At 41.3% G+C, this 4,359-nt stretch carries 2 protein-coding genes; one reads left to right on the top strand and one right to left on the bottom strand.

The window, feature by feature from the left end; translation table 11 throughout:
* Positions 1 to 358: 358 nt before the first annotated feature.
* Positions 359 to 3,019, bottom strand: coding sequence for a bifunctional acetaldehyde-CoA/alcohol dehydrogenase (gene adhE, locus ACP45E_RS18475; protein WP_017035827.1), 2,661 nt, complete (start codon positions 3,017 to 3,019; stop codon positions 359 to 361).
* Positions 3,020 to 3,666: 647 nt separating this feature from the next.
* Between adhE and ACP45E_RS18470 the strand changes: the two genes are divergently transcribed.
* The gene (locus ACP45E_RS18470; RefSeq protein WP_017035826.1) at positions 3,667 to 4,305 is read left to right on the top strand and encodes a YchE family NAAT transporter; all 639 of its coding nucleotides are present in this window, start codon (positions 3,667 to 3,669) and stop codon (positions 4,303 to 4,305) included.
* The last annotated feature ends 54 nt before the right edge of the window (positions 4,306 to 4,359 follow it).

Genomic DNA, 4,359 nt, shown 5'->3' with positions numbered 1-4,359 from the left:
GAGAGCGAGTGTCTTTATTGACTTGATTAGACAGCTCTTCACATTGATGCTTATCATAAATATAGTCTTTCTCATCAACGCCGTTTTTATCGATGATAAGGTTCGCATGAACGTTTACAGAAAGTATTAGAGAAAGTGAAAGTAAGCCTACGCGTTTCATTGCCAGTTCCTATTGATCGTTTAGGGAGATAGGCCAAAGTGTATAAAGACTGAGCGAGAACAACTAGGAATATCCCTTATTCCAAAAAGTCACTTGCCAACCGAACTAGTTAAAATCCATAAAAAAACCCCAACCAAAAGGTCGGGGTTTGATCATCAACATTTCGTGCTAGCGAAACATCTTATAACGTCAGAAGTCTTACTTCTTTTTAGCTGGTTTGTCAGCTTTTTTCTTGCTTGCTGCTGTTTCTTCGGCTGCTTCACCTTCAACAAATGCTTTACCGTAGTAAGAAGCGATTAATACTTCTTTCAACTCATTGATCAATGGGTAACGTGGGTTAGCACCTGTACATTGGTCATCAAACGCATCTTCAGCAATTGAATCAACTTTCGCCATGAACTCCGCTTCGTTAACGCCAGCAGCTTGGATTGACAGTGGAATATCCATTGCAATTTTAAGCTCTTCTAACCAGTTAAGCAGCGCATTAACTTTAGTTTCAGTATTACCTTCACGGAAACCTAAATGCTCTGCAACTTCAGCGTAACGAGCACGTGCTTTAGGACGGTCGTACTGAGAGAACGCAGCTTGTTTCGTTGGGTTGTTAGTCGCATTGTAACGAACAGTGTTCGAGATTAACAATGCGTTCGCAAGACCGTGTGGAATGTGGAATTCAGCACCTAATTTATGCGCCATTGAGTGACACACACCTAGGAAAGACTGAGCAAAAGACATACCAGCGATGGTTGCTGCATTGTGCACTTTTTCACGGGCAATTGGATCTTTCTTACCGTTAGCGTAAGAGCTTGGCAAGTACTCTTTAAGCATCTTAAGTGCTTGCAGAGCGTGACCATCTGAGTATTCGTTTGCTAGAACTGAAACATAAGCTTCTAATGCGTGTGTAACGGCATCGTAACCACCGAATGCACATAGAGACTTAGGCATATCCATTACAAGGTTAGCATCAACAACAGCCATATTTGGCGTTAGTTCGTAATCTGCTAATGGGTATTTTTGACCTGTTTTTTCGTCAGTTACAACAGCGAATGGTGTCACTTCAGAGCCTGTACCAGAAGTTGTTGTGATACATACTAGTTCTGCTTTTGCACCCATTTTAGGGAACTTGTAAATACGTTTACGGATATCCATAAAGCGCATAGATAGATCTTCGAAATCTGTTTCTGGGTGCTCGTACATTACCCACATAATTTTCGCAGCATCCATTGGTGAACCACCACCAACCGCTAAGATAACATCAGGCTGGTAACTTGCACATGCTTCAGCACCAGCTTTAACTACCGCCAATGTTGGATCCGCTTCTACTTCATGGAATACTTCAACTTCCATGCCTTTTTCTTTTAGGATGGCACGTAGATCATCAATGTAACCGTTGTTAAATAAGAAACGGTCAGTAACGATGAGTGCACGTTTTTTACCTTCAAGGTCAGTCATTGCGATTGGTAGACAGCCGCGACGGAAGTAGATAGATTTTGGTAGTTTGTGCCACAACATATTTTCTGCTCGCTTAGCTACAATTTTCTTGTTGATAAGGTGCTTAGGACCTACGTTTTCAGAGATAGCGTTACCACCCCAAGAACCACAGCCTAGTGTCAATGAAGGAGCCAATTCGAAGTTGTAAAGGTCACCGATACCACCTTGAGATGAAGGCGTATTCACAAGAATACGTGCAGTCTTCATTTTGTCACCGAAGTACGCAATACGATCTTCGTTGTTGTCTTGGTCAGTGTAAAGCACTGAAGTATGGCCAACACCACCGATGTCTAATACGATACCTGCTTGACGTACAGCATCTTCAAAGTCTTTCGCTTTGAATAGGCCTAATGTTGGAGATAGTTTTTCATGAGCAAATTCGTCATCCCATGAAGCTTCTAAGCCTTCACCGATAAGAATTTTAGTTGACGTTGGTACTTTAACGCCTGCTAGCTCAGCAATCTTGTATGCTGGCTGACCTACGATTTTCGCGTTCAGTGCGCCATCGATAAGCAATACTTTACGTACTTTCTCTGCATCTGCCGTGTTTAGCACAACTGCGCCGTATTTTGCAAAACGAGCTTTAACTTCGTCGTAGATAGATTCAACAACAATCGCCGCTTGCTCAGAAGCACAAATAACGCCGTTATCGAATGTTTTAGACATTAAGATAGAAGATACAGCACGTTTGATATCTGCAGTTTCATCAATAACTACAGGCGTGTTACCTGCGCCAACACCGATAGCAGGTTTACCTGAAGAGTAAGCCGCTTTCACCATGCCTGGACCACCAGTTGCAAGGATCATGTTGATGTCGTCATGTTTCATCAGTGTGTTAGACAATTCAACTGAAGGTACGTCAATCCAACCAATAATGTCTTTTGGTGCACCCGCTTTAATTGCTGCGTCTAATACGATTTTAGCTGCGTAGTTAGTGGCATTCTTAGCGCGTGGGTGTGGAGAGAAGATACAACCATTACGTGTTTTAAGACAGATTAGTGCTTTAAAGATAGCGGTTGAAGTTGGATTGGTCGTTGGAACGATCGCACAAACAATACCTAGTGGTTCAGCGATAGTAATCGTACCACCTTCATCGTTACGGTCGATGATGCCACACGTTAGTTCATCTTTATATTTATTGTAGATAAACTCAGAAGCAAAGTGGTTTTTGATAACTTTATCTTCCATGATACCCATGCCAGATTCAGTTGCCGCCATTTTAGCTAGTTCGATACGAGCTGTTGAAGCTGCTAGAGATGCTGCACGGAAGATTTCATCAACCTTCTCTTGTGGAAAGTTCGCAAATTCTTGTTGCGCCGCTTTTACACGAGCTACTAGAGCGTCTAGTTCAGCCAAGTTCGATACAGGCATAGTGGATCTCCTAAAATAAATAAATGTTAAAAACTTTTTATTAAGATTGCGCCGAGATGCTTAAAACTACTGTCAAGAACCAATCCAATTGCACAGGCTTAGTAAATTGCTTTCAGGGCTGAGTATAATATTTCAGGCCATGAAAAAAATTGACTCAGATCAGTTCTCAAAAGGCAATTACCTACAAAGTAGCAGTTAAAACACCGAAAAAAACATAAGACACTGAAAACAAATGATTAAAAGCCATAAAATCAGTGATTAAAAATCACGCAGTCAGATAAATAAAACTAAATAACTTTCACAAAGCTGTAAAAAAGTTACATATTTCTATAATAAAGTACATTTAGTGTCACTTTTTACGTGCTACGAGCTTAAACGTTTTTGAGATAAATGTGGCATAAATGATAGAGATTTTTGTCATAAATGTGGGAATGCACTCAATTTTTTTCTTCGCGATTTAACTTTATCTTTGATTTCAATCTCTACTCTTTCGCTGTTCGGTCCATGAGATCGGATTACTTATTTTGTATGGAATAAGCAAAAAAAAATCATCTCGAACACAACATTACCGCTCGTACAAAAAAACAATTTACCCTAGAATCGCGGCAAATTATTTCACCCTATTTTACGGTTGCCGAGTTAGAACTATGACTTCATTCGAAATCGCCATTTTTTTACAGTTTTTTTTAGGATTGGTTGCTGCGGTGAATCCCGTTGGAATCATGCCCATTTTTGTTTCGTTGACGGGGCATATGACACCGGAAGAAAAAAACAAAACCGCACGAACAGCGAACATTGCTGTTGCTATGATTTTGATCGTGTCACTGCTAGCAGGCCAAGTATTATTGGATATGTTTAGTATCTCTCTAGACTCATTTAGAGTGGCAGGCGGGCTACTGCTGCTTAGCATCGCTTTCTCAATGATGAGCGGAAAACTCGGCGAAGATAAGCAAAATAAACAAGAAAAGTCTGAGTATGTAAGTAAGGAACAAATTGGTGTCGTCCCCTTGGCCATGCCCCTGATGGCCGGCCCCGGTGCGATCAGTTCAACCATTGTTTATGGAGCCCGCTACCCAAGCACGCTTGATACGCTGGGCATCATTATTACCGTAGCCATCTTTTGCTGCTGCTCTTGGTTGCTATTTCGTTCAGCGCCTCTTATCGTGCGTTTTTTAGGGCAGACCGGTATCAATGTGATTACACGTATTATGGGGCTTATATTAGGTGCTTTAGGTATAGAGTTTATCGCAAACGGGCTAAGGAACTTATTTCCCGGATTAGCCTAGGGTGTGTTGATCTTTCAAGCTAATTTTTGCAGCAACTTGTTGGGTATTGAGACA

The sequence above is a fragment of the Vibrio genomosp. F10 str. 9ZD137 genome (assembly GCF_049974785.1).
Classification (GTDB): domain Bacteria; phylum Pseudomonadota; class Gammaproteobacteria; order Enterobacterales; family Vibrionaceae; genus Vibrio.
The sequence above is the reverse complement of the archived record's forward strand: the minus strand, read 5'-3'. Positions and strand labels throughout refer to the sequence as shown.